At 73.5% G+C, this 23092-nt stretch carries 21 protein-coding genes; 6 read left to right on the forward strand and 15 right to left on the reverse strand.

The window, feature by feature from the left end; genetic code table 11:
- The first annotated feature begins 35 nt into the window (after positions 1 to 35).
- Both BJY16_RS01940 and BJY16_RS01945 read left to right on the forward strand, forming a co-directional pair.
- Positions 36 to 2777, forward strand: coding sequence for an ATP-binding response regulator (locus BJY16_RS01940; protein WP_185037415.1), 2742 nt, complete (start codon positions 36 to 38; stop codon positions 2775 to 2777).
- The gene (locus BJY16_RS01945) at positions 2774 to 3166 is read left to right on the forward strand and encodes a response regulator (RefSeq protein WP_185037416.1); all 393 of its coding nucleotides are present in this window, start codon (positions 2774 to 2776) and stop codon (positions 3164 to 3166) included. Before BJY16_RS01940 ends, BJY16_RS01945 begins: the two co-directional genes overlap by 4 nt.
- Positions 3167 to 3190: 24 nt before the next feature.
- Here BJY16_RS01945 and truB read toward each other — a convergent pair whose 3' ends face one another.
- The 10 genes from truB to rimP form a co-directional block, all read right to left on the reverse strand.
- The gene (gene truB, locus BJY16_RS01950; protein WP_185037417.1) at positions 3191 to 4072 is read right to left on the reverse strand and encodes a tRNA pseudouridine(55) synthase TruB; all 882 of its coding nucleotides are present in this window, start codon (positions 4070 to 4072) and stop codon (positions 3191 to 3193) included.
- A gap of 60 nt (positions 4073 to 4132) precedes the next feature.
- Positions 4133 to 5425 (reverse strand): MATE family efflux transporter, encoded by a 1293-nt coding sequence (locus BJY16_RS01955; RefSeq protein WP_185037418.1) that lies wholly within the window; start codon positions 5423 to 5425, stop codon positions 4133 to 4135.
- A 468-nt stretch (positions 5426 to 5893) separates the two neighbouring features.
- On the reverse strand, positions 5894 to 6913 hold the full coding sequence (locus BJY16_RS01960; protein ID WP_185037419.1) for a DHH family phosphoesterase: 1020 nt from the start codon (positions 6911 to 6913) through the stop codon (positions 5894 to 5896).
- Positions 6910 to 7383, reverse strand: a complete 474-nt coding sequence (gene rbfA / locus BJY16_RS01965) for a 30S ribosome-binding factor RbfA (protein WP_185037420.1) — start codon at positions 7381 to 7383, stop codon at positions 6910 to 6912. Before rbfA ends, BJY16_RS01960 begins: the two co-directional genes overlap by 4 nt.
- A gap of 115 nt (positions 7384 to 7498) precedes the next feature.
- Positions 7499 to 7792, reverse strand: coding sequence for a DUF503 domain-containing protein (locus BJY16_RS01970; protein WP_185037421.1), 294 nt, complete (start codon positions 7790 to 7792; stop codon positions 7499 to 7501).
- Between the two features lie 33 nt (positions 7793 to 7825).
- Positions 7826 to 8851, reverse strand: coding sequence for a TRM11 family SAM-dependent methyltransferase (locus BJY16_RS01975; protein WP_185037422.1), 1026 nt, complete (start codon positions 8849 to 8851; stop codon positions 7826 to 7828).
- Between the two features lie 77 nt (positions 8852 to 8928).
- Positions 8929 to 12033 carry a translation initiation factor IF-2 gene (gene infB, locus BJY16_RS01980; protein WP_185046221.1) on the reverse strand — a complete coding sequence of 1035 codons (3105 nt, stop codon included), beginning with the start codon at positions 12031 to 12033 and terminating at the stop codon, positions 8929 to 8931.
- A gap of 107 nt (positions 12034 to 12140) precedes the next feature.
- Positions 12141 to 12527, reverse strand: a complete 387-nt coding sequence (locus tag BJY16_RS01985) for a YlxR family protein (RefSeq protein ID WP_185046222.1) — start codon at positions 12525 to 12527, stop codon at positions 12141 to 12143.
- Positions 12505 to 13521 (reverse strand): transcription termination factor NusA, encoded by a 1017-nt coding sequence (gene nusA / locus BJY16_RS01990; RefSeq protein WP_185037423.1) that lies wholly within the window; start codon positions 13519 to 13521, stop codon positions 12505 to 12507. Before nusA ends, BJY16_RS01985 begins: the two co-directional genes overlap by 23 nt.
- Positions 13518 to 14141: a ribosome maturation factor RimP gene (gene rimP, locus BJY16_RS01995; protein ID WP_185037424.1), complete on the reverse strand. Its 624-nt coding sequence runs from the start codon at positions 14139 to 14141 to the stop codon at positions 13518 to 13520. The genes nusA and rimP overlap by 4 nt, the downstream gene beginning before the upstream one ends.
- A 196-nt stretch (positions 14142 to 14337) precedes the next feature.
- On the opposite strand from rimP, the gene BJY16_RS02000 reads away from it, so the two are divergent.
- The 3 genes from BJY16_RS02000 to BJY16_RS02010 are packed head-to-tail and all read left to right on the forward strand — an operon-like array spanning position 14338 to position 15956.
- Positions 14338 to 14790, forward strand: coding sequence for a hypothetical protein (locus BJY16_RS02000; RefSeq protein WP_239177887.1), 453 nt, complete (start codon positions 14338 to 14340; stop codon positions 14788 to 14790).
- A gap of 11 nt (positions 14791 to 14801) precedes the next feature.
- A complete protein-coding gene (locus BJY16_RS02005) occupies positions 14802 to 15230 on the forward strand; it encodes a ferritin-like domain-containing protein (RefSeq protein WP_185037426.1) in 429 nt (142 codons plus the stop codon).
- A gap of 18 nt (positions 15231 to 15248) precedes the next feature.
- Positions 15249 to 15956 carry a nucleotidyltransferase domain-containing protein gene (locus BJY16_RS02010; RefSeq protein ID WP_307836003.1) on the forward strand — a complete coding sequence of 236 codons (708 nt, stop codon included), beginning with the start codon at positions 15249 to 15251 and terminating at the stop codon, positions 15954 to 15956.
- Between the two features lie 28 nt (positions 15957 to 15984).
- Here the strand turns inward: BJY16_RS02010 and BJY16_RS02015 are convergent, their stop codons facing one another.
- A complete protein-coding gene (locus tag BJY16_RS02015; protein ID WP_185037428.1) occupies positions 15985 to 16683 on the reverse strand; it encodes a VIT1/CCC1 transporter family protein in 699 nt (232 codons plus the stop codon).
- Positions 16680 to 17537: a type I methionyl aminopeptidase gene (gene map, locus BJY16_RS02020; protein WP_185037429.1), complete on the reverse strand. Its 858-nt coding sequence runs from the start codon at positions 17535 to 17537 to the stop codon at positions 16680 to 16682. Before map ends, BJY16_RS02015 begins: the two co-directional genes overlap by 4 nt.
- Positions 17538 to 17616: 79 nt before the next feature.
- On the opposite strand from map, the gene BJY16_RS02025 reads away from it, so the two are divergent.
- Entirely contained in the window at positions 17617 to 17937 is a 321-nt protein-coding gene (locus BJY16_RS02025; protein ID WP_185037430.1) for an STAS domain-containing protein, read from the forward strand.
- Here the strand turns inward: BJY16_RS02025 and BJY16_RS02030 are convergent.
- The 3 genes from BJY16_RS02030 to BJY16_RS02040 all read right to left on the reverse strand — a co-directional run bounded on the left by BJY16_RS02030 (position 17918) and on the right by BJY16_RS02040 (position 22961).
- Positions 17918 to 21433, reverse strand: coding sequence for a SpoIIE family protein phosphatase (locus tag BJY16_RS02030; protein WP_185037431.1), 3516 nt, complete (start codon positions 21431 to 21433; stop codon positions 17918 to 17920). The genes BJY16_RS02025 and BJY16_RS02030 overlap by 20 nt on opposite strands.
- Before the next feature lie 79 nt (positions 21434 to 21512).
- Complete coding sequence (locus BJY16_RS02035) at positions 21513 to 22253, reverse strand: gamma-glutamyl-gamma-aminobutyrate hydrolase family protein (protein WP_185037432.1); 741 nt, start codon at positions 22251 to 22253, stop codon at positions 21513 to 21515.
- 15 nt (positions 22254 to 22268) lie between these two features.
- Entirely contained in the window at positions 22269 to 22961 is a 693-nt protein-coding gene (locus BJY16_RS02040; RefSeq protein ID WP_185037433.1) for a gamma-glutamyl-gamma-aminobutyrate hydrolase family protein, read from the reverse strand.
- Positions 22962 to 23092: the final 131 nt, after the last annotated feature.

The raw sequence follows: 23092 nt of genomic DNA on the forward strand, positions 1-23092 counted from the left end.
TGCGACGCGCCCGGATCGGTACGATTAGCACCGATATGAGCGTCGAGTGGACCCGCCTCGTCCTGCTCGCCGCGGAGATCACCTTCGCGGTGCTCTTCCTGCGCGCGCTGCTCGGCTACCTCCGCCGGCGCGACCCGCTGCACCGCGACGTCACCCTGGTCTTCGCGCCGTGCGCGCTGGTCTTCGGCTGCGACGTGCTGTGGCAGACGATCGGCGACCGGCCGGCCTGGACCGGGGCGCTGACCGCGGTGCCGCTGATGGCGCAGCCGTACCTGACGATGCGCCTGGCCGCCCGGCTCCGGCACGTCCCGCCGGCCCTGATCCACGGCACCCTGGCCGGCTTCCTGCTGCTGGCCGCCCCGCTGGTGGTGGCGCCGCGCCCGCTCCCGCTCGGACTGATCGCCGCCGAGGTGGCCTACTTCCTGGCCGCGGAGTTCACCGCGGCCGGGCTGCTCTACGGGGAGGCGCGGGCCCGGACCGGCGCGAACCGGGTGCGGCTGATGACCGCCGCGGCGGCCACCCTCACCTTCGGCGTGATGATCATGCTGATCGGCGCGGCGGCCGGCGGCAACCCGGGACTGCGCGCCGCCAGCCGGGTGCTGGCGCTGGCCAGCGGGCTCGGCTACCTGGTCGCGTTCGCGCCGCCGCGCTGGCTGCGCCGGATCTCCTCGGCCGCCGCCGCCCAGTCGATCACCGAACGGCTGCTGCGGGCGCCGGCCGAGTCGCCGGAGCAGATCTGGCAGACGTACGCCGGCCTGATGCGGGTGCAGACCGGCGCCGACGCGGTCGCGGTGCTGCTCCCCCGCCCGGACGGCGCCCTGGAGCAGACCGGGTACGCCGGACCGCCGCAGCGCGGGCCGGCCGAACCGATCGCCGCCGACCCGGCCCGCCTGATCCGCCACGGCCGGCCGGCCCGGCTGCGGGAGGGCGACCCGGCGCTGGTCCGGCACTTCGGCGACGACCTGCGCGACGACTACGTCACCGTGCTGCCGATGCCGGTGCCACCCGACGTCGAGGGCTGGGTGCTGCTGCTCAACCGCCATCGCAACCTGTTCAGCGACGACGACCTGAGCCTGCTGGCGGTGCTCGGCGGCCAGGCCGGGCTGCTCGCCGAGCGACAGGCCGCGATGGTCCGCGAGCGCCGGCTGGCCACCGAGCTGAGCAACTCGGTCGACGCGCTGACCCGGGCGAACGAGGCGAAGAGCAACTTCCTGGCGACCATGAGCCACGAGCTGCGGACCCCGCTCAACGCGATCATCGGGTTCAGCGACCTGATGCGGCTGGAGGAGCCGGACGGCGACCGTCGCCGGGTGCCGGCCGACTGGGTGGACCACATCCACAGCAGCGGCCGCCACCTGCTCGGCCTGATCAACGACATCCTGGACCTGGCCAAGGTGGAGGCCGGCCGGATGGACCTGCGGGTCGCCCCGGTCCGGGTGGACACCACGGTCGAGGAACTGGTCACCACGCTGGCCCCGCTCTTCGCCGAGAAGCGGCTGACCGTGATGACCGAGCTGGCCCCGGTGACCGCCCTCGCCGACCGGCTCCGGCTCCGGCAGATCGTGGAGAACCTGCTGTCCAACGCGATCAAGTTCACCCCGTCCGAGGGCACCGTCTCGATCACCGTGACCGGGTCGGACACCGACGTCTCGCTGACCGTCGCGGACACCGGGGTGGGCATCGCCGACGCCGACGCGGAACGCGTCTTCGAGGAGTTCCAGCAGGTCGGCGATCCGGACCGGCGGCAGGCCGGCACCGGTCTCGGCCTGGCCCTGACCCGCCGCCTGGTCGAGGCCCAGCGCGGCGAGATCACCCTGAGCTCCGCTCCGGGCCAGGGCAGTTCCTTTTCGGTACGCCTGCCCGCCGCCCCGGTCGCCCAGTCCAGCGCGGCCGGCGCGGCCGACGCCCCGTACGTGCTGCTGGTCGAGGACGACCCGCACTCGGCGGAGCTGATGCAGACCCAGCTGAGCAACGCCGGTTACCGGGTGGAGGTGGCCGGCACCGGGGAGAGCGGCCTGGCCGTGGCCCGCACGCACCGGCCGGACGCCATCGTGCTCGACGTGGAGCTGCCCGGGATCTCCGGCTGGGAGGTGATCCGCCGGCTCAAGGCGGACGCCGCGCTGGCCACCGTGCCGGTCTTCTTCGCCAGCATCCTGGACGAGGCGCCGGCCGGGCTGGCGCTCGGCGCGCACGACTACTTCGTCAAGCCGGTCGACCAGCCCGCCCTGCTCAGCGCCCTGTCCAACGCGATCGCCGCCCGGCCCGCCCCGCGGGTGCTGGTGGTCGACCACGACGACGCGATCCGCCAGGCGATCGAGGACGGCCTGCGGGCCGGCGGCGCCGACGTGGTGGCCTGCGCCGACGGCCGGGACGGCCTGGCCCGCAGCCGGGCGGAGAACTTCGACCTGATCGTCTGCGACATGCAGTCCCCGGCCGCGGACGGCTTCAGCCTGCTCGCCGAGCTGGAACAGGACCCGGCCGGGCGGCACACCCCGGTGCTCGGGCTGAGCGCCGCGGCGCTGGCCGAACGGGCGCCCGGCGACACCGCCCCGCTGATCGCCACCGCGATGGCCGGCGGGGTGGTCGCCGAGGCGATGGCCGGCGGCGCCGGCTGGGACAGCCTGGCCCCGCTGCTCGGCCACCACCCGGCCACCCATCACCCGGGGATCCCGCACCACCCGGCGCACCCGGCGGCCCGGCGGACCGCCGGCGGCGCGCACCCGCCGGCCGGCACAATCCCGCTGCGCAGCGCCGTCCCGTCTTTGGAGGACCAGTGAGCCACCGCATTCTCCTGGTCGAGGACGAGGAGCTGAACCGGATGCTGGTCAAGGCGGTGCTGTCCCGGGCCGGCGTGGACGCGGTGCGCGACGCCGAACTGGTCGACGCCACCACCCTGGCCGAGGCGCGGGCCAGCCTGCGGGACGGCGCGTACGACCTGATCCTGCTCGACCTCAACCTGCCCGACGGCCACGGGCTCAGCCTGGCCCGCGAGCTGAGAGCCGGCGAGGCGCCCGCGGACCGGCCGAAGCCGGTGGTGGTCGCGGTGACCGCCTCGGTGCTGCCGCAGGACCAGAAGGACGCGCTGGACGCCGGCTGCGACGACTTCCTGGACAAGCCCTACGCCGCGGCAGATCTGGTCGCGACGGTCGCCCGCCACCTGCGCTGACGCCGGCTCAGCCGGGCCGCCCGCTCAGGCCGGGGCCAGGACGATCTCCGCGCGGGCCTTGCCGTCGCGCTCGCTGACGATCGCCAGCACCTCGCCGGCCTGGTCGAACACCGCGTACGGCCCGTCGATCCCGACCGTCGGCAGCGGCCCGCCGTGCCGCAGCACCCGGGTCTCCTCCTCGGTCGCCACCCGCTGCGGGAACGCCCGCCGGGCCGCCTCCGCCATCGGCAGGCCGACCACGTCCGGGGCAAGCTCCTCGAGTTGCTCCAGGGTGGACGCCGCGTCCAGGGTCATCTCGCCGACCGCGGTCCGCCGCAGCGCGGTGAGATGCCCGCCGACCCCGAGCGCCGCACCGAGATCCCGGGCGATGGCCCGGATGTAGGTGCCGGACGAGCAGCTCACGTCGACGTCGACGTCGATCACGTCGCGCCCCTCGGGCCGCCGGATGTCCAGCACGTCCAGCCGGTGCACGGTGACCCGGCGGGCCGGGATCTCCACGGTCTCACCGTCGCGGACCCGCTTGTAGGCCCGCTGCCCGTTGATCTTGATGGCGCTCACCGCGCTCGGCACCTGGTCGATCTCGCCGACCTGCCGCCCCAGCCCGTCCCGGATCGCCTCGTCGGTGACCCCGGCGGCCGGCACGGTCGCGGTCACCTCGCCCTCGGCGTCGTCGGTGACCGTCGACTCCCCCAGCCGGATCGTCGCGGCGTAGCTTTTCGCCGACCCGATCACGTAGGTCAGCAGACGGGTCGCCCGGTTCACCCCGATGATCAGCACCCCGGTCGCCATCGGATCCAGCGTCCCCCCGTGCCCGACCCGCCGGGTCCTGGCCAGCCGCCGGACCCGGGCCACCACGTCGTGCGACGTCATCCCGGCCGGCTTGTCCACCACAATCAACCCATCCACCAGCCGAGCGTAGTCGCCGCCCGGGCCGCCCCCGCGACCACCGCACCCGGTCGGAGCGCGTCAGCGGGTGGCGCCCACCACGGCCCAGCGCGGCGAGCGCCACCGGGACACCGTCGCGATCAGGCGGACCAGGGTGAACAGGGCGAGACCGGCCCAGACGCCGCCGAGTCCCAGGTCCAGGGCGTACGCCAGCCAGATCATCGGGAGGAAGCCCAGCAGCGCCGCCAGGATCGTGGTGGTGCGCAGATAGGCGACGTCGCCGGCGCCGATCAGGACGCCGTCCAGGGCGTAGACCACGCCGGCGAACGGGAGCAGCGCGACGAACCACGGCCAGACGACAGCGGCCTGGTCGAGCACCGAGCGGTCGTCGGTGAACAGCGCCGGGATCACCGAGGCGCCCGCGCCGACCAGCGCCGCGAAGACCACCGCGGCCACCCCGCCGGCGATCGTCACCCGGCGGGCCACGTCCCGCGCCTGGTCCGCGTCGCCGGCCCCGAGCGCCGCGCCGACCAGCGACTGCGCGGCGATCGCGACCGCGTCCAGGGCGAGCGCGGCGAAGAACCAGAGCTGCAGCGCGATCTGGTGGGCGCCGACCGCGGCCACCCCGAAGCGGGACGCCACCGCGGTCGCGGAGAGAAAGCAGGCCTGGAACGCGGCGCCGCGGATCAGCAGGTCGCGCCCGAGCACCACCTGCCGGACGATCACCGACGGCACCGGGCGCAGCTGCCGGGTCTCCCGGACGAGGGCCAGCAGGAACAGCACGCCGCCGACCGACTGCGCGGTCACGTTGGCGATCGCCGACCCGGTCAGGCCGAGCCCGAGCGGATAGACCAGCAGCGGGCAGAGGATCGCCGAGAGCACGTTGGCGCCGAGCACGATGACCAGCGGCCGGCGGGTGTCCTGCACGCCGCGCATCCAGCCGTTGCCGGCCGCGGCGAGCAGCAGCCCGGGCACGCCGAGCGCGGCGATCCGCAGCCAGCCGGCGGCCGCCTCGGCGGTCGCCGGGTTGCCGGCCAGCGCGTACGCCAGCGGCTCGGCCAGCAGCACGCCGAGCAGGCCGAGCAGCAGGCCCAGCCCGAGAGCCAGCCAGGACGCCTGGACCCCCTCGGCGACGGCGGCCGGGCGGTCACCCGCGCCGAAGCGGCGGGCGGCGCGTCCGGTCGTCCCGTACGCCATCAGCGTGCCGAACCAGACCGCGACCGACATCACCGTGCCACCGACCGCGACGGCGGCCAGCGGAACCGGCCCGAGATGACCGACCACCGCGGTGTCCACCAGGACGTAGAGCGGCTCGGCGGCGAGCACCACGAGGGCGGGCAGGGCCAGCTTGGCGATCTGGGCAGACGGGCTCATGGTCTCCCATGATGCCCGCCCAGAGGTAAGGGTTACAACCGGGGCCGGTGCCTTACACCGGCGGGTCCTCTACTGACGCGTGTCCAGCGAGGTCTGCAGCGCGCGGCGCGCCTGCTCACGGGCGTCTTCGGAGGGCTGGGGCTTCGGCTTGGCAGCCATCAGAGGTTCCTTCCACGGTGTGGTTTGGGCGCTCGCGCCTGCGGAGCGCCCGGAAGCGGTCGAGCGGGGCGTCACTGGCCGAGTCCGGGATCGCCGGACGCGTGGCAGAGGTGACGCGACCCGGGGCGGTGGACCCGGGCGGCTCGCGGTCTCACGGAAGGCGGAGGTGTCAGCCGCGCAAAACCAAATCACCGTTCAGCTCTCAAACTAACGTTCAGTCAGCACCGCGCACCGGGGGTTCCCGGGATCCGAGACGAAAAGAAGGGGGCCATCCTTTCGGATGACCCCCGGTGAGCTGTTGAAACAGCGTCAATTCAGATAATCGTCAAGAAGCCGACGCACGGTGTCCACCACGTCACCCGGCTCCCCATATCCGGTGAAACCGGCCGCCAGACGGTGACCGCCACCACCCTGGGAGATCGCCAGCCGGCTCACGTCGACCGCGCCCTTGCTGCGCAGCGACACCGCCCACTCCCCCTCGGACACCTGCTTGACCAGCACCGTCACGTCCGCCTCGGCGACCGAGCGGACCGGGTCGATCAGGGTGTCCAGCACATAGGGCGGCTGGTCGTGCCGGGCCAGGTCGGCCAGCGTGGCATAGGTCCAGACCAGGCCGCGCCCACCGGCCGCGGCCGGCTCCAGCACCGCCCGGCCGAGCACCTCGCCGGCCAGCTTCATCGCGCCGAACGGCCGGGTGTCGAAGATCCGCCGGGAGATGTCACCGGGCCGCAGCCCGGTGGCGATCAGCCGGGCGGCCAGCTCGTGCACCGCCACCGTGGTCGCGTCGAACTTGAACGACCCGGTGTCGGTGGCCAGCGCCACGTAGAAGCACTCGGCGATCTCCGTGTCCAGCGGCACCCCGAGCCGCTCGATCAGCTGCTCGGCGAGCACCGAGGTGGCCGCCGCGCGCGGGTCGACCAGCCGGATCGTGCCGAACCCGGTGTTCGACGCGTGGTGGTCGAGGACCACGCTGACCGGCGCCGCCGCGACCAGGGCGGCCAGGCCGCCCAGCCGCGACTCGGCGGCCACGTCGAAGACCAGGACCAGGTCCGGCTCCGGGTAGGCGTCCGCCTCCGGGACCAGCAGATCCAGGCCCGGCATCGCCGAGTACGGCGTGGGGATGCTGAACTCGCCGGGGAAGGTGGCCCGCACCCGGGTGTGCCCGAGGCGCCGCAGCCCCAGGGCGAAGCCGAGCATGCTGCCCAGCGCGTCCCCGTCCGGGCTGACGTGGCAGATCAACTGGATCGGGGCCGCACCGCCGAGCGCACGGATCGCCGCGACGGCGGCGTCCCACTGCTCGGCGGCCGGCCCGGCTGACGGCAGCGTCACCCGAGGTCCTCGCGGGCACCCACCCGCTCGGCCTCGTCCTCGTCCTCGTCGGCCGGCTCCTCGGACTTGTACGGGTCCGGGTCGCCGGCATACTTCTTGCCGGCCGCGAGCCGCTGGACCTCCTCGTCCCGGTGCCGGGCGGCGGCCAGCAGGTCGTCGATCTCCTTCACGTTGTCCTGCACGTGGTCCGCCTTGAACGCCAGGCTCGGCGAGTGCCGCAGCCCCAGCGCGTGGCCGACCCGGCTGCGCAGCATGCCCTTGGCACTCTCGAGCGCCGCCGCCGTGGAGGCCTGCTCGGTCGCGTCGCCCAGCACGGTGTAGAAGACGGTCGCCTCCCGGAGGTCACCGGTGATCCGGGCGTCCGTGACCGTCACCATGCCCATCCGGGGATCCTTGATCTCCCGCACCAGCGAGGCCACCAGCTCACGGACACGCTCCGCGTGCCGACGCGTCTTGGCCGGATCCGACATCTCGCCCACCTCCGACTGTGTAACCGCGGGTCACCGTTGCCCCCGCCCAACTTGGTGAAGCGTACCCAGGCCCGATGACAGAACCACCATGCGGTTTTGCCCCGGCCCGGCCGGATCAGTCGTCGTCGCCGTAGAGCCGGCGCTTGACCGACAACAGCTCGATCTCCGGGCGGCCGGCCACCTGGTTCTCGCAGGTGTCGATCACCGCGCGGGCCTGTGCCGGGTCGGGCGCCACCACGGCCACCCCGATCTGTGCCCGGCCGTGCAGGTCGTGGAAACCCACCTCGGCGACGCTCACCTCGAACTTCTTCAGCATCGCGACGATCGGGCGAACATACGAACGCTTCTGCTTCAGGGAACGGGAGTCACCGGGCAGGAGCAGGTCGAAGACTGCGGTCTCGGTATACATCAGCGAGCAGGCTACGCCCGCTGATGGCGCTGGTCAGCCCCTTTTCCGCGCGACCAGGACGTCGCGCTCGATGCCCTGGTCGACGCGGTGCGCCAGATCACCGTGCTCGACCAGCTCCAGGCCGGCCGCCAGCAGGATGTCCTCGGCCAGCTCGCGCCGGGCCACCTTGGTGTTCCAGGACAGGCCGACCGCCCCGCCCGGGCGCAGCAGCGGCAGCCACTCCGGCACCGCCCGCTCCAGCAGGTCCAGCGGCCGCCGGGAGATGCCGCCCGCGTCGTCGTAGGACCCGTGGGCCACGCCGTACGGCAGGTCGGCGACCAGCACGTCGGCCACGTTGCCACGGATCAGGCCGTCCAGCGCGGTGGTGTCGGCGTGCAGCACGGTCACCTTCTGCACCGCGCCGGCCTTGTGGTCGTCCTTGCTGGCCGCCAGGGTCACCTCCAGGCGGCGGGCGGCCCGGCGGCCCTGCCGGCGCATCGGCACCAGCTCGGCGGTGTGCTTGAGCCGCTTGCGCTTCAGCCAGGTCTGCAGGAAGAGCTTGTACGCCTCCACGTCCTTCCCGTCGATCTCCACGCCCAGCGCGTCGTAGCCGTACATCAGCGCCTGGTTGAGGGTCGTCCCGCGGCCGCAGAGCGGGTCGAGCACGGTGAGGTGGCCGTCCAGCATCCGCTCCGCGGAGGCCGACGCCAGCACGGTGAGGTTCAGCACCAGCTTGGTGAACTGCTCGTTGGTCTTGCCGGCGTACTTCGGGATGGTGATCAGGTCGCTGTCGTAGCGGGCCAGCGGGCTCAGCCCGACCGGCCGCAGCAGATCGCCGTCGACCAGCTCGAACAGGGCGTAGGCGGCGGACAGGTTCGAGACGTAGGCGATGTCCCGCGGGCTCAGCTCGGCGGTGAACGTCAGATAGTCCACCCCGCCGATCTCCGCCGTCCCGATCTCCGCCGGCGGCGCGGAGAGCACCGGGGCGAACGCGGCCAGCTCCGCCTGGGACATCCGGGACGCCTGGTCGGCGTAGACGCGGTTGGCGGACGGGGCGAGCAGCATGGCGTAGCGGGACATGCCCCCATCCTCCCAGCGGAGAAAAGGGGCGGCCCCGGCGGGTAACCCGCCGGGGCCGCTTGAACCTCAGCCGGGGATCACGCCCGCGGCTTCTCGCGCATCTCGAAGGTCTCGATCACGTCGCCGATCTGCGGCGTGCCGAACCCACCGAAGGTCAGACCACACTCGAAGCCCTCGCGGACCTCGGTCGCGTCGTCCTTGAACCGCTTGAGCGAGCTGATCGTCACGTTCTCGGCCACCACGGTGCCCTCGCGGATGATCCGCGCCTTGGCGTTGCGGCGGATGAGACCGGTGCGGACCATACAACCGGCGATCAGACCGATCTTGGACGAGCGGAAGACCTCGCGGATCTCCGCCGTGCCCAGCTCGACCTCTTCGTACTCCGGCTTGAGCAGGCCCTTGAGCGCCGCCTCGATCTCCTCGATGGCCTGGTAGATCACGCTGTAGTAGCGGATCTCCACGCCGGCGCGGTCGGCCATCTCCTTGACCTTGTTCGAGGCCCGGACGTTGAAGCCGATGATCGTCGCGGTCTGCTCCGACGAGGCCGACGCCAGGTTGACGTCGCTCTCGGTGATCGCACCGACACCGCGGTGGATGACCTTGAGCTGGATCTCGTCCGGAATCTCGATCTTGAACAGCGCGTCCTCGAGGGCCTCGACCGAACCCGAGCTGTCGCCCTTGATGACCAGCGTGAGCGAGGTCTTCTCGCCCTCCTTGAGCTGGGCCATGAGCGTCTCGAGAGTGGCCTTGGCGCCCGAGTTGGCGAAGGCGGCCGCACGACGGCGCGCCTGACGCTGCTCGGCGATCTGGCGGACCGTGCGGTCGTCCTCGGCGGCCAGGAACGTGTCGCCGGCGCTGGGCACCGACGTCAGACCCAGGACCAGCACCGGACGGGCCGGACCGGCCTCGGCGACCTGCTTGCCGTTCTCGTCGAGCATGGCGCGGACGCGGCCGTGCGCGCCACCCGCCACGATCGAGTCGCCGGCCCGCAGCGTGCCCTTCTGCACCAGGACGGTCGCGACCGCACCGCGGCCCTTGTCGAGGTGGGCCTCGACCGCGACACCCTGGGCCGGCCCGTCGATCGGAGCAGTCAGCTCCAGCGACGCGTCGGCGGTCAGCAGGATCGCCTCGAGCAGGTCATCGATGCCGATGCCGGGCTTGGCGGCCACGTTCACGAACATCGTGTCGCCGCCGTACTCCTCGGCGAGCAGGCCGTAGTCGGTGAGCTGCTGCCGGACCTTGTCCGGGTTGGCGTCCGGCTTGTCGACCTTGTTCACCGCGACCACGATCGGCACCTCGGCGGCCTTGGCGTGGTTGAGCGCCTCGACCGTCTGCGGCATCACGCCGTCGTCCGCCGCCACCACGAGGATGACGATGTCGGTGACCTGCGCGCCACGGGCACGCATGGCGGTGAACGCCTCGTGACCCGGGGTGTCGATGAAGGTGATCGCCCGCTCTTCCCCCTGGTGGGGGACGACGACCTGGTAGGCGCCGATGTGCTGGGTGATGCCACCCGCCTCGCCGGCGACCACGTTGGTCTTGCGGATCGCGTCGAGCAGCTTCGTCTTACCGTGGTCGACGTGACCCATCACCGTCACCACCGGGGGACGGGTGACCAGCCGGTCCTCCGCCACCTCGGCGTCGAGGTTGATGTTGAACTGCGCGAGCAGCTCACGGTCCTCGTCCTCGGGGCTGACGATCTTGACGTCGAAGCCGAGGTGCTCACCGAGCAGCAGCAGCGTGTCGTCGGAGACCGACTGCGTCGCCGTGACCATCTCGCCCAGGTTGAACATCTCCTGGACGAGCGAGCCCGGGTTCGCGTTGATCTTGTCGGCGAAGTCGGACAGCGAGGCACCACGCGACAGCCGGATCTCCTGACCCTGACCGCGCGGAGCGCCCGAGCTCATCTGCGGAGCCGACAGGTTGTCGAACTCTTGACGCCGCTGCTTCTTCGACTTCCGGCCACGGGTCGGCCGGCCGCCGGGACGCCCGAAGGCACCCGCCGCGCCACCGCCACGGCCACGGCCACCGGCGCCACCGGGACGACCCGGAGCACCCGCGCCGACCGGACCGCCGCCACCGCCGCCGGGGCCACCGCCACCGGGACGGAAGCCGCCACCGCCGCCACCGCCGGGACGGAAACCGCCACCGCCGCCGCCCCCACCGGGACCGCCGCGGAAGCCGCCGCCACCGGGACGGAAACCGCCGCCACCGCCACCGGGGCCGCCACGGCCGCCACCGGGACCGCCGGGACGACCGGCACCGCCACCCGGGCCGCCACGGCCGCCGCCGGGACCGGCGGGACGCTGCGAGGGCATGGACGCGGGGCTGGGCCGCGGCGGCATCGAGGCAGGGCTCGGCCGCGGCGGCATGCCGGGCTGGTTGGGACGCGGCATCGAGGCCGGCGACGGACGCGGACCGGCCGCGGCGTTACCGGAGACACCGAACGGGTTGTTGCCGGGACCACGCGCGGGCGGGCGCGGGGCGCCGCCGGCCGGACCCGGACGGGGACCACCCTGGCCACCCTGGTTGCCACCGGCACGGCCGGCGGCCGGGGAACCCGGACGCGGCGGCATGCCGGCCGGACCCGGGCGCGGGCCACGCGGGCCGCCCTCGGACGGACCGGCAGGACCGCGACGCTCGGCGTCCCGGGTGCGGGCGGCCTGGGCGTCACGGGCCGCCTTGACCGCGGCCTCCTGCTCGGCCTTCAGCGCCTGGGCGCGCGCCTCGGCGGCCGCCACCTCGATGTCGTGCGCGCTGGCCGGCTTGGCGACCGGGCCGGGCCGCGGGCCGGGACGACCGGGCACCGGCGCGGACGGCCGGGCGGTCGGGCCGGGCGACGGGGCCGGCGAAGTCGGGGCAGCAGCCGGGCCGGGGCCGGGCGTGGGCCCGGGACGGCGCGGAGGCTGCGGACGGACCGCCGGCGGGCCGGGACGCGGCGCCGCGGACGGAGTGGGCGCGCCGCCGGACGGGGCGGAAGCGGGCGCGGCCGGAGCGGACGGAGCCGCCGGGACGCTGCCGCTCGCCTCGAGGGCGCCACGCAGCCGCCGGGCCACCGGGGCCTCGACGGTGCTGGATGCGGACTTAACGAACTCGCCCATGTCCTTCAATGTGGCGAGCACGGTCTTGCTGTCGACCCCGAGCTCTTTGGCGAGCTCGTGAACGCGGGCCTTGCCTGGCACTGCACTCCTCATCTCGAGGTCGTGCGAGCAGTACCCGCAGCGACCTCACTCGTGCACTAGAAGCCTGGTCATTTCAGGGACTTCATCGAGTGCTCATCTGGGTCGTCCTACCTTGCTGGGTCGTGACGGGGCGGCAACGCCTCGTCATCGGTGGTTCCGCACGGCACGGAGACCGTGCGGATGTGCTCGGCAAGCAGTCCGGCGTCAGCAACACCGGTGAGACGCAACGCACGCCCGAAGGCGCGACGTCGCTCCGCCTGCTCGAAGCAGGCCGGATCGGGATGCAGATGTGCTCCCCGGCCCGGCAGTCGGCGGCTTGGATCGGGCAGAAGCCGGAGGTCATCCCCGGATCCAGCCGCGACGAACCGCAGCAATGAAGCGGCCGGCGCGCGGTTGCGGCAGCCGACGCAGGTTCGCGTCGGGCCGACCAAGGGCAAGTCTACCCCTCGATCGCGGCGACCGCGTATCCGGTCAGTTCCCCGCCTCGGCCGCATCACGGTCCGCGACTGGAGCGGGTTCGTTGTCCGGGCGGATGTCGATGCGCCAGCCGGTGAGCCGGGCCGCGAGCCGCGCGTTCTGTCCCTCCCGGCCGATGGCCAGGGACAGCTGGAAATCGGGCACAGTCACCCTGGCCGTCCGGGTGGCCGCGTCGACGACCTCCACACGCAGGGCTTTCGCCGGGGACAGGGCGTTGCCGACGAACTGGGCCGGGTCGTCCGACCAGTCGATGATGTCGATCTTCTCACCGTGCAGCTCGCTCATCACCGCGCGGACCCGCTGGCCCATCGGGCCGATGCAGGCGCCCTTGGCGTTCACGCCCTGGACCGTGGAGCGGACCGCGATCTTCGTACGGTGACCTGCCTCACGCGCGATCGCGGCGATCTCGACGGTGCCGTCGGCGATCTCCGGGACCTCCAGCGCGAACAGCTTCTTGACCAGCGCCGGGTGCGACCGGGACAGGGTGATCTGCGGGCCGCGGAACCCCTTGGCCACGTGCACCACGATGCAGCGGATCCGGGAGCCGTGCTCGTAGGACTCGCCGGGGACCTGCTCGGACTGCGGCAGCACCGCCTCCAGCTTGCCCAGGTCGACGATCACGATGCCTTTCTCGGCCCGCGCGGCGTCGGCCTGCACCACGCCGGTGACCAGGTCGCCGTCGCGACCCGCGTACTCACCGAAGTGCTGCTCGTCGGTGGCCTCCCGGAGCCGCTGCAGGATCACCTGCTTGGCGGTCATCGCGGCGATCCGGCCGAAGTCGTGCGGGGTGTCGTCCCACTCCCGGACCACCGTGCCGTCCGCGTCCAGCTCCTGCGCCAGCACCGAGGCCACGCCGGACTTGCGGTCGATCTCCACCCGGGCGTGGCTCTCCGCGCCGTCGGTGTGCCGGTACGCCGTCAGCAGCGCGGTCTCGATGGCCGCGAGAATCGTCTCGAACGGGATCTCCCGCTCGCGCTCCAGGGCGCGCAGCGCCGCGAGGTCGATGTTCATTCCTCGCCCTCCCCTTCGTCGTCGTCATCGGCTTCGTCGTCGTCGCCGAACTCGGCTTCGTCCATCCGCTTGAACTCGATCTGGACCTTGCCCGCGCCCAGGTCGGCCCACGCCACCTGGCGCTCGGCGCCGTCCACGTCGAGGGTCACGCCGGTCTCGTCGGTGCGCAGCACCCGGCCGGTCAGCCCGTTCACCGCGACCAGGCGGCCGGTGTTGCGGCGCCAGTGCCGTGGCTCGGTCAGCGGCCGGTCCACCCCGGGCGAGCCGACCTCCAGCTGATACTCCCCGGCCAGCAGCTCGCCGCCCTGCTCATCGGCGCTGTCCAGAGCCTCGGAGATCTCCCGGGAGACGGTCGCCACATCGTCCAGGCTGATCCCGCCGTCGGTGTCGATCAGCACCCGGACCACGAACCGGCGACCGGCCCGGGACAGGGTGAGGTCCTCCAAGTCGAAACCGGCCTTGGCGACCACCGGCTCGACCACCTCGCGCAACCGGGCACGGGCCGCGGTCAGATCGATCCGCGGAGCGGCGGGAGCACTCCGGGCCTCCGGCTCCGGCCGGCTCCGCCGGCCATTCGGGCGACCACCGGGCCGGGCCCCGGCGCGACCACGCTGCGTCATCGGGCTCGACCTCTCGCTAGTTTTTTCGCTGCAACGACTATATGCCGCCGGGCAGTCCTCGGCCCCGCGGCTGACGCAGAGCGTAACGCGCCGACCCGCCGGGCGGAGCGGCGCCGCTCCAAAAGCACCTGATCCGCAGGTCAGCGGTCCCGGACATCATCCGGTAGAGGGGATGGTGTTGACTGGCGCGGTGCGGATGAGCGATGCGGGACACACTCGCCGCCGGGTGCTGGGCGCCACCGGCGGGCTGGCCGGAGCGGTCACGCTGGGCGGTTGCGGGCTCTTCGGCGACGACGAGCCGGAGCCGGCCCCGGCGCCCGACCCGCTGCAGCCGGTGCTGGACGAGGCGCTGGCGCTGGCCGGGGCGTACCAGCGGCTGGCGGTCACCCAGCCGCGGCTCGCGCCGATCGCCGAGGCGCACCGGGCGCACGCCACCGAGCTGGCCAAGGTGATCGGCGCCACGCTGCCGTCCGGCTCGGCGGCGCCGTCCGCGGCCGCCGTCCCCGGCACCGTGGCCGCCCTGCGCACCGCCGAGCTGGCCGCGCAGAAGACCGCGGTGGCCGCGTGCCGGGCCGCCCCGGCCGAGCGGGCCGCGCTGGTCGGATCGATCGCCGCCGCTCGGGCCACCCATGCGGAAGCGCTGCGCTAGGTTTCTCGATCGTGAACGAGGAACTGGCCGGGGCGCTCGCCGCCGAGGAGGCGGCCATCTGGGCCTACGGGCTGATCGGCGTGCACCTGCGGGCCGGCGCCGAGCGGGACCAGGCGCGGGCCGCCGAGGACGTGCACCGGCTGCGCCGGGACTACCTGGTCAGCCGGCTGGCCCAGCTGAAGGCGAGCACCGCGCCCACCCCGGCCGGCTACCAGCTGCCGTTCCCGGTCGGCGACCGCGCCTCGGCGCTGAACCTGGCCGTCCGGATCGAGGACGGGGTGGCCCAGGCCTGGCGGGTGGTGCTGCCGGTCACCGAGGGCACCGAGCGGGTCGACGCGCTGTCCGCTTTGACCGACTCGGCGGTTCGTGCGACGAAGTGGCGGAAACTCGCCCAGGTCACGCCGGTCACCCTGATCTTTCCGGGCCGGCCGACCGGCTGAGCAGGACAGAATGAGGTGGTGATCGACGAGATCGACACCTCTTCGCACCGGGCCGCGCTGGCCGGCCGGCTCAGCGACGCGATCCAGCACCGGTGGCCGGCCGAGGTGCAGGCGATCGGCGTGTGCGGCTCGATCGCGCACGGCGAGGACACCGAGAGCAGCGACGTCAACCTGGTGGTGATCACCTTCCGGCCGCGGACCGGGCCGAAATCGACCCTGCGCAAGGTCGACGGCATCCCGGTCGACCTGCGGGTGCGGGCCGCCGAGGAGGCGCTGGCCGAGGCCCGGCTGCTCACCCCGCGCTGGCCGCTGCAGGCGGACCGGTTCATCACCACGTTCCCGCTGCACGATCCCAAGGGTTTCTTCGCCGAGCTGCGCGAGGCGCACCAGACGCTGCTCGCCGAGGCCCGGCCCGCCGAGTTCAGCCACCTGGCCCGGCACAACTGGGCGATCGCGAACGGCGCCCGGCAGCGGGCCGTCCGGCTCACCCAGTGGTACGACACCGACGCCGCGCTGGTCACCATCGCCCAGGCCCGGGTGCACGCCGCGCTGGTCGCCGGATTCCTCACCCGGACCTGGTTCCGCAACCCGGCCGACGCGGTGAAGCGGACCGGGGTGGCCGCCGCCGACACCCAGGAACTCGGCGCGATCCTGAAGTACCAGGCGGACGAGCTGGCCGCCCGCGGCCGCCCGGTGGACGGCACGCTGGGCGCGCTCTTCGATTGAGACCCCTTTACGGTACGACCGGAGCGGCTCAGGCGACGTTGACGCCGATCAGTGCGCCCACCGCGTAGGTCAGCACCGCGGCCAGCAGCCCGAGCACCAGCTGCCGCAGCCCGCCGAGCCACCACGGCCGGGCGGTCAGCCGGGAGACGACCGCCCCGGCGGCGAACAGTCCCAGGCCGCCGACGGCCAGGGCGGCCCACAGGTCGTCGTACCCCAGAAGGAGCGTGAGCAGCGGGATCACCGCGCCCACCGCGAAGCAGACGAACGAGGACCCGGCCGCCGTCCAGGGACTGGGCAGCTCGTCCGGCACCACGCCGAGCTCCTCCTGGGCGTGCACCCGCAGCGCCTGCTCCGGGTGCCTCTTGAGCACCTCGGCGACCTGGCGGGCCAGATCGGGCGGCAGACCGCGGGCGGTCCACATCGCGACCAGTTCCTCGGCCTCGGCCTCCGGGTTGACCCGCAGCTCGTGCAGCTCCTTGTCCAGCTCGGCGGCGATCTGCTCGTTCTGCGTGCGGACGCTGGTCCACTCGCCGATGCCCATCGAGATCGCCCCGGCCACCAGCCCGGCCATCCCGGTCAGCACCAGCAGGTGGCGGTCGGTGCTGGCGCCGCCCACGCCGGCGATCAGCGCGATGTTGGTGACCAGGCCGTCCATCGCGCCGAAGGTGGCGGCGCGCAGCCAGCCGCCGGAGACGTCCGCGTGGTGGTGCTCGATCACCGCGGTCACGGCAGGGTCAGGATCTCGGCGCCGTCGTCGGTCACCACCAGGGTGTGCTCGAACTGGGCGGTCCACTTGCGGTCCTTGGTGACGACGGTCCAGCCGTCCTTCCAGATCTCGTACTCATGGGTGCCGAGGGTAATCATCGGCTCGATGGTGAAGGTCATCCCCGGCTCCATCACGGTGTCCAGCCGGGGGTTGTCGTAGTGCGGCACGTAGAGGCCGGAGTGGAAGGTCTCGCCGATGCCGTGCCCGGTGAAGTCACGGACCACGCCATAGCCGAAGCGGCGGGCGTAGGCCTCGATGACCCGCCCGATCGCGTTGATCGGCCGGCCCGGGGCGACCGCGCGGATGCCCCGCATCATCGCCTCGTGGGTCCGCTCGACCAGCAGCCGGGCCTCCTCGCTGACCTCGCCGACGCAGAAGGTGGCGTCGGTGTCGCCGTGCACCCCGTCGAGGTAGGCGGTCACGTCGACGTTGATGATGTCGCCGTCCTCCAGCACCGTGGAGTCCGGGATGCCGTGACAGATCACCTCGTTCAGCGAGGTGCAGCAGGATTTCGGAAAGCCCTTGTAGCCCAGGGTGGACGGGTAGGCGCCGTGGTCCAGGATGAACTCGTGCACCACCCGGTCGATCTCGTCGGTGGTCACGCCCGGCTTGCAGTGCTCGCCGGCCAGCTGGGTGGCCTGCGCGGCGATCCGCCCGGCGACCCGCATCCGCTCGATGGTCTCCGGGGTCTGCACGTGCGAGCCGCGCCACTCCTTCGGGCGTTTCTTCCCGACATACTCAGGGCGGACGATGGCGGCCGGGACCGATCGCCAGGGCGACTGCTTACCCGGCACGAGTGGGGCACGTACGGTCATGACGACAGCCTATCCGCCGGGTGACGGCACGAACCGCCCCGTCCTTGCCGCCCCCGGGCCACTGTGAAATCGTGTTCTGGTGGATCAAGAGGGTGAGGACCCGACATTCTCGGCGACCGGCGCCGTCGCCGGCGACCGGGTCACCGTCACGGTGACCGGCGAGGTCGACATGTCCACCGCCGACGCCCTCTTCGAGGCCGCCACCCCGCCCGGGGTCACCGGCGCCACGCTCGACCTGCGCGCCGTGACGTTCTTCGACTCGGCCGCGATCCACGCGCTGATCCGGCTGGCCGAGCGGTTCCCGCGGAGCCTCGAGGTGCTGCCGTCCGGGCGGGTCCGCCGGGTGCTGGACATCTCCGGCCTCGGTGACCAGCCCTGGCTCAGGCCGGATCGGGGCTGAGCGGCCGCCGCAGGGTGACCGCGGTGCCCTCCGGGGACCGGTGCACGGACAGCTCGGTCAGCGCCCCGATCAGGGCCAGCCCACGCCCGCGGAAACCGGCGTCGCCGGCCGGCCGCCACCGCCCGGTGTCCCGCACGATGACCACGATCGCGTCCGCCCGCACCGACGTCTCCACCGTGATCACCGGCTCGGCCGGGTCGATCGGGTGCTCGATCGCGTTCGCCGCCGCCTCGGAGACCGCCACCGTCAGGTCGAACACGTCCGGCTCCGGCACCCCGTGCGCGGCCAGGAAGTCCTCCAGCCGCTGGCGCAGCACACTGAGCCGGGTCGGGTCGGCGGGCAGCCGCATGACGAACTCGCGCGGCTCGGTGACCTCCAGCGCGATCAGCGCGATGTCGTCCCGGCGGGCCTGCCGGGTGGCCTTGGCCAGCAACCGGTCCAGCAGGTCCTCGACGTGCTCGGTGGGCTTGGCCACCTCGGTGGTCAGCTCGGCCAGGCCGGCGTCGATGCCCTGCTTGCGGTCCTCGATCAGCCCGTCGGTGTAGAGCAGCAGCCGGTCGCCGGGCTCCAGCCGGGCCTCCCGGGTCGGATAGGGCACGTCGCCGAGCGCGCCGATCGGCGGGCCGAGCGCGGCCCGGTAGAGGAACGCGCCGGGCTCCCCCGGCGTGACCCGGATCGGCGACGGGTGACCGGCCGAGGAGTAGCGCAGCGCCCGGGTGTCCGGGTCGAACCGGGCCACCAGCACGGTGGCGAACTGCCGCCGGCCCAGCGTGTCCACCAGGCGGTTGAGGCGGCTCAGGGCCGGCCCGCAATCGAAACCCTCCAGGACGTACGCCCGGAGCGCGTTGCGCAGCTGCCCCATCGTGGCGGCGGCCTGCACGCCCTTGCCCACCACGTCGCCGATCACCAGGTAGAGCCCGCCGTCCGGGCCGGTGATCACGTCGTACCAGTCGCCGCCCACCCGGGCCTCGCTGCTGCCGGCCACGTAGCGGCTGGCCACCACCGCGCCGGGGACCCGGGGCAGCGACTGCGGGAGCAGGCTGTGCTGCAGCGTCCGGGCGATCCGGTGCTCGCTCTCGTAGAGCCGCGCGTTGGCCAGCCGCAACCCGATCAGCCGGGACAGCTGGGTGAGCAGCTCCGGCTCGACCGGCCCGCCCGGCCCGGCCCAGACGCGCAGCTCGCCGAGCGCGGCGCCGGCCGTGTCCGGCAGCGGCAACACCAGGTCCGGCTCGGCGTCCTCGGCGGCGCCGCCGTCCCGCTCGGCCCGGGCCTCCGGCGCGGTCACCACCACCCGGCCGGCCGAGGTCATCGCCAGCACGTGCCGGGCCGCCACGTCGAGCACCTCGGCGGTGCCGGCCACGGTGTTCAGCGCGGCCGCGGCGTCGACCAGCCCGCCGAGCCGGCTGACCGTCTCCCGGCGCAGCTGGCCGAGCTCCACGTTGGCCCGGACCCGGGCGGTCAGCTCCCGGGTGGAGAACGGCTTGACCAGATAGTCGTCGGCGCCGGCGGCCAGGCCCTCGACCGCCGACTCCTCGCCGGCCCGGGCGGAGAGCACCACGATCGGCACGTCCCGGGTCCGCGGGTCGGCGCGCAGCGCGGCGATCAGCCCGAAGCCGTCCAGCCCGGGCATCATGATGTCGGTCAGCACCAGGTCGAACGGGCGCTCCCGGGCCAGCGCCAGGGCGGACGCGCCGTCCACCGCGCCGACCACCTCCCAGTACGGACTGAGCAGCCGGCTCACGTGCTCGCGCAGGTCGGCGTTGTCGTCGGCGAGCAGGATCCGGCCACCGCCGGCGTCCGGCGGGACCGGCCCGGCGACGGCGCCGCTGCCGTCCCCGGTCCACCAGACCGCCTCGTCCACCCAGAGCCGCGGGTCGGCGGCGCCGGCCGGGGCCGGGTCGTCACTGAGCCGGTCGGCCGGCAGGTGCCCGGCGCCGAACGGGATCCGGACCAGGAACTCGCTGCCCGCCCCCGGCTCGCTGCGCACCGAGACCGAGCCGCCGTGCAGCTCGGCCAGCTCGCGGACCAGAGCCAGCCCGATCCCGGTGCCCTCGTGGCTGCGCGACCAGACGCCGGTGACCCGGTGGAAGCGGTCGAACAGCAGCGGCTGCTCGTCGGCCGGGATGCCCACCCCGGTGTCCCGCACGGCCAGCTCGGCGTGCCCGTCGGTCACCCGGACGTGCACCTCGACCCGCCCCTCGCGGGTGAACTTCACCGCGTTCGACAGCAGGTTGAAGACGATCTTCTCCCACAGCTCGTGGTCCACGTACACCCGGACCGGCGACGGCGGCGTGACGATCACCAGGTCCAGCCCGGCCCGCTCGGTGGCCGGGCGGAACGAGGTGGCCAGCCGCGCGGTGTGCGCGGCCAGGTCGGTCGGGCGGTAGACGGCGCGCATCCGGCCGGACTCCAGCCGGGAGAAGTCCAGCACCGTGTTGACCAGCTTGAGCAGGCGCAGGCCGTTGCGGTGCAGCGGGAGCAGCCGGTCCCGCAGGCCGGGGCCGGTCGCCGGGTCCTCGAGCAGGTCCTCCAGCGGGCCCAGGATCAGGGTCAGCGGGGTGCGGAACTCGTGGCTGACGTTGGAGAAGAACGCGGTCTTGGCCCGGTCCAGCTCGGCCAGCTCGGCGGCCCGGCGGCGCTGCTGCTCGTAGGCCCGGGCGTTGGCCACGGCCCGGGAGATCTGCGCCGCGGCCAGCTCCAGGAAGTCCCGGTAGTCGCCCTCCAGGCGGAGGAACCGGCTCACCCCGAGGACCAGCGCGCCGACCGTGTCGGCGCCCACCCCGATCGGCAGCACCAGCGCCTCCGCGGCGGCCGCCGACGGCGGATCGGTCAGCTCCCGCAGCGGGACCCGGCTCCGCGCCGGCGGGCCGTCCAGGGTCAGCCGGGCGAACGGGACGTCCCCCGGGTTCTCGCCGAGCACGGCCACCGCCTCGGCGGCCAGCGCGGCCGGGTCGGCCAGGTCGGCCAGCCGGCGGCCGAGCGCGGAGAGGGTCCGCACCCGGCGCTCGCCGAGCACCCGCCCGGTGGTCTCGGTGACGATGCACATCACCCCGCTCACCGAGCCGTCCGCCGACCGGATCGGGTCGTACGAGATGTCGAAGTACGTCTCCTCCAGGAAGCCGTACCGGTCGAGGACGAACAGCAGGTCGTCGGCGTAGAACGCCTCGTCGGTGTCGGCCACCCGGCGCAGCAGCCCACCGACCAGGTCCCACGCCTCGGCCCACAGCTCCCGGCCGGGCCGGCCGAGGTAGGCCGGGTGCTTGGCGCCGGGCACCGGGATGTACCCGTCGTTGTAGAGCACCACGTGCTCCGGGCCCCAGAAGATGCAGATCTGGGTCTTCGAGGCGAGTGCCGTGATCACCGCGTCGACCAGCTCCGGCGGCCACCGCGACGGATCGCCGGCCGGGGAGGTGGACCAGTCCAGCTCGGCCATCCGGCGGCCCATCTCGCCGCCGCGCTGGAAAGCGGTGCGCAGGCGGGCCGGCACGGCGCCCATCGAAGCCTCCCGTGGGGGTCGGGTGACCGGGTGACCCGGTCCGGACGCACGGTAACACCGGCGCGGCCGGCCCGCCCGGCTACACCGCCGGGGCCATTTCCCGGTTCAGCAGGGCGGCCCGGGTCAGCGCGGCGAACACCCGCAGATCCGAGGTCCGCTCCGGATGCCACTGCACGCCCAGCGCGAAGCCCCGCCCGGGATGCTCGATGACCTCCACCACGCGGTCGTCCGGGCACCAGCCGGTGGCCACGAACGCGCCCGGGTCGGCCACCGCCTGATGGTGGAACGAGTTCACCGTGGTGTGCCGGCCGAGCAGGTCGTGCGCCCGGGAGCCCTCGGCGGTCACCACGTCGTGCCGGCCGTAGTCGCCGGCGCCGGCGGCGAGCGGATCGGTGCCGGTGGCGGCCCGGTGCCGGTCGTGCCCGATCAGGTCGGGCAGGTGCTGGTGCAGCGCGCCGCCGGTGGCCACCGCCATCACCTGGTGGCCCCGGCAGATCCCGAGCACCGGCAGGTCGGCGTCGAGCGCGGCGCGCATCAGCATCAGCTCGGCGGCGTCCCGCTCGGTGTCCACCTCGGTCCGCGGGTGCGGCTCCGCGCCGTAGTGCGCCGGGTCGATGTCGGCGCCGCCGGTGAACACGATGCCGTCCAGCGAGTCCAGCACGTCGGTCCCCGGGTCGTCGGGAGTGATCAGCACGGCGCGTCCGCCGCTGGCGTGCACCGCTCGGACATACGTCATCGGGAGCATGCCGGCCATCATGTCGTTGCGGCCGTAGTGCACCTGCTGGGCGTAAGCGGTGAGGCCGATCAGCGGTCTGCGCATGGAACTGTGGTCCTCCTAGCTCCGTTCGGCTGCGGCCGCCACCAGAGCGCCGAAGATCCGTTTGTCCCGGCTCACCTCGGGGTGCCACTGCACCCCGAGCACGAAGTGCCGGTCCGGGTCCTCGACCGCCTCGGGCAGCCCGTCCTCGGCCCGGCCGGTGACGGTCAGGCTCCCGGGGTCGGCGACGCCCTGGTGGTGGAAGCAGTTGATGGTGACGTCCCCGCCCATCAGGCCGGCGATCCGGCTGCCGGCGGTGAGGACGACGTCGTGCCGCCCGTACTCCGCCGGCGCGGGGCGATGTCGGTCATGTCCGAGCACGTCCGGCAGGTGCTGGTGGAGCGTCCCGCCGGCGGCGGCGACCAGGAGCTGCATGCCCCGGCAGACGCCGAGCACAGGCAGGTCTCGGTCGAGTGCCGCGCGCAGCAGCATAAGTTCGGCTTCGTCCCGGTCCGGGTGGGTGACGGTGTGGATGCCCGGTTCGGCGCCGTACAAAACCGGGGACACGTCCGGACCACCGGTAAACAGCAGACCATTCAGCACATGGAGCACATCGGTGTCCAGGTCGTCCGGCGGCAGCAGCACCGCCCGGCCACCGGCCTGGGCGACCGCGGCCGCGTAGTCGGCCGGCACGAAGGTGGTGGGGAGGTCACGCCACACGCCCCAGGACGCGGGCATCTCGTACGTCGTTATCCCGATGATCGGACGCATCGCACCACCGTAGCCACCTACCCGCCGGTCTTCCCCGGGCAGGCGCGCGGCGCCGGATCACCGGCGCCGCGCGACGGGCCCCTTCCGACCTGCCCCAGACGAGGACCAAAACCCGCCTGAACAGGGATTCG

Source organism: Actinoplanes octamycinicus, from assembly GCF_014205225.1.
Classification (GTDB): domain Bacteria; phylum Actinomycetota; class Actinomycetes; order Mycobacteriales; family Micromonosporaceae; genus Actinoplanes; species Actinoplanes octamycinicus.

Excerpts from the sequence above, each read along its gene's own strand:
- map (WP_185037429.1), bottom strand. The coding sequence starts at position 17,537 with ATGACCGTACGTGCCCCACTCGTGCCGGGTAAGCAGTCGCCCTGGCGA.
- BJY16_RS02000 (WP_239177887.1), top strand. The coding sequence starts at position 14,338 with ATGAGCGATGCGGGACACACTCGCCGCCGGGTGCTGGGCGCCACCGGC.
- BJY16_RS01970 (WP_185037421.1), bottom strand. The coding sequence starts at position 7,792 with ATGTATACCGAGACCGCAGTCTTCGACCTGCTCCTGCCCGGTGACTCC.
- nusA (WP_185037423.1), bottom strand. The coding sequence starts at position 13,521 with ATGAACATCGACCTCGCGGCGCTGCGCGCCCTGGAGCGCGAGCGGGAG.
- BJY16_RS02035 (WP_185037432.1), bottom strand. The coding sequence starts at position 22,253 with ATGCGCAGACCGCTGATCGGCCTCACCGCTTACGCCCAGCAGGTGCAC.
- BJY16_RS01940 (WP_185037415.1), top strand. The coding sequence starts at position 36 with ATGAGCGTCGAGTGGACCCGCCTCGTCCTGCTCGCCGCGGAGATCACC.
- rimP (WP_185037424.1), bottom strand. The coding sequence starts at position 14,141 with ATGACGCAGCGTGGTCGCGCCGGGGCCCGGCCCGGTGGTCGCCCGAAT.
- BJY16_RS02030 (WP_185037431.1), bottom strand. The coding sequence starts at position 21,433 with ATGGGCGCCGTGCCGGCCCGCCTGCGCACCGCTTTCCAGCGCGGCGGC.
- BJY16_RS02040 (WP_185037433.1), bottom strand. The coding sequence starts at position 22,961 with ATGCGTCCGATCATCGGGATAACGACGTACGAGATGCCCGCGTCCTGG.
- BJY16_RS01955 (WP_185037418.1), bottom strand. The coding sequence starts at position 5,425 with ATGAGCCCGTCTGCCCAGATCGCCAAGCTGGCCCTGCCCGCCCTCGTG.
- BJY16_RS01985 (WP_185046222.1), bottom strand. The coding sequence starts at position 12,527 with ATGCGGCCGAGGCGGGGAACTGACCGGATACGCGGTCGCCGCGATCGA.
- BJY16_RS01975 (WP_185037422.1), bottom strand. The coding sequence starts at position 8,851 with ATGTCCCGCTACGCCATGCTGCTCGCCCCGTCCGCCAACCGCGTCTAC.
- rbfA (WP_185037420.1), bottom strand. The coding sequence starts at position 7,383 with ATGTCGGATCCGGCCAAGACGCGTCGGCACGCGGAGCGTGTCCGTGAG.